Annotated in this window: 1 pseudogene; it reads right to left on the reverse strand. The window is 56.3% G+C overall.

Annotation, left to right across the window (positions count from 1 at the left end):
- Window positions 1-258: 258 nt before the first annotated feature.
- Window positions 259-380 (reverse strand): annotated as a pseudogene (locus tag LH128_RS33970) (IS5/IS1182 family transposase); the annotation flags it as partial.

The following is a 380-nucleotide window of genomic DNA, read 5'->3' on the forward strand; positions in this document are numbered from 1 at the left end:
CTTCTCCAGGTTCGAGTTCGCATCCGAACCCTACCAGAAGATCGACGGTGGCCACCCTTCTCGGGAAAACCTTCCTACACCACCCCGTGGGACACGACCCACAAGGAGGCTCTCCCGCACTTTTGGTGTAGCCCTTTTCTCTCAGGGGTAGGGCCTCCGGCCATCGCGGGGCGGCTCATAAAGGCCAAGAATATATATATTTATTCTGTAAGCGGCGCCCCTAGTGGCAGGAATCTAAGTGCCTGACTCGGAAGTTTTTCAACCGTAGCAATACCTTGCAGTTCTGCGGGTAAGCATGCGGATAGAAGCTATCGTCGCCCATGCCGTAGAGGATGCGATGGTGGTTTCCCAGTCCTTGGCAAGGCGGCGGCATCGGCCAA

It is taken from the genome of Sphingomonas sp. LH128 (genome assembly GCF_000293195.2).
In the GTDB taxonomy this organism is placed as follows: domain Bacteria; phylum Pseudomonadota; class Alphaproteobacteria; order Sphingomonadales; family Sphingomonadaceae; genus Novosphingobium; species Novosphingobium resinovorum_A.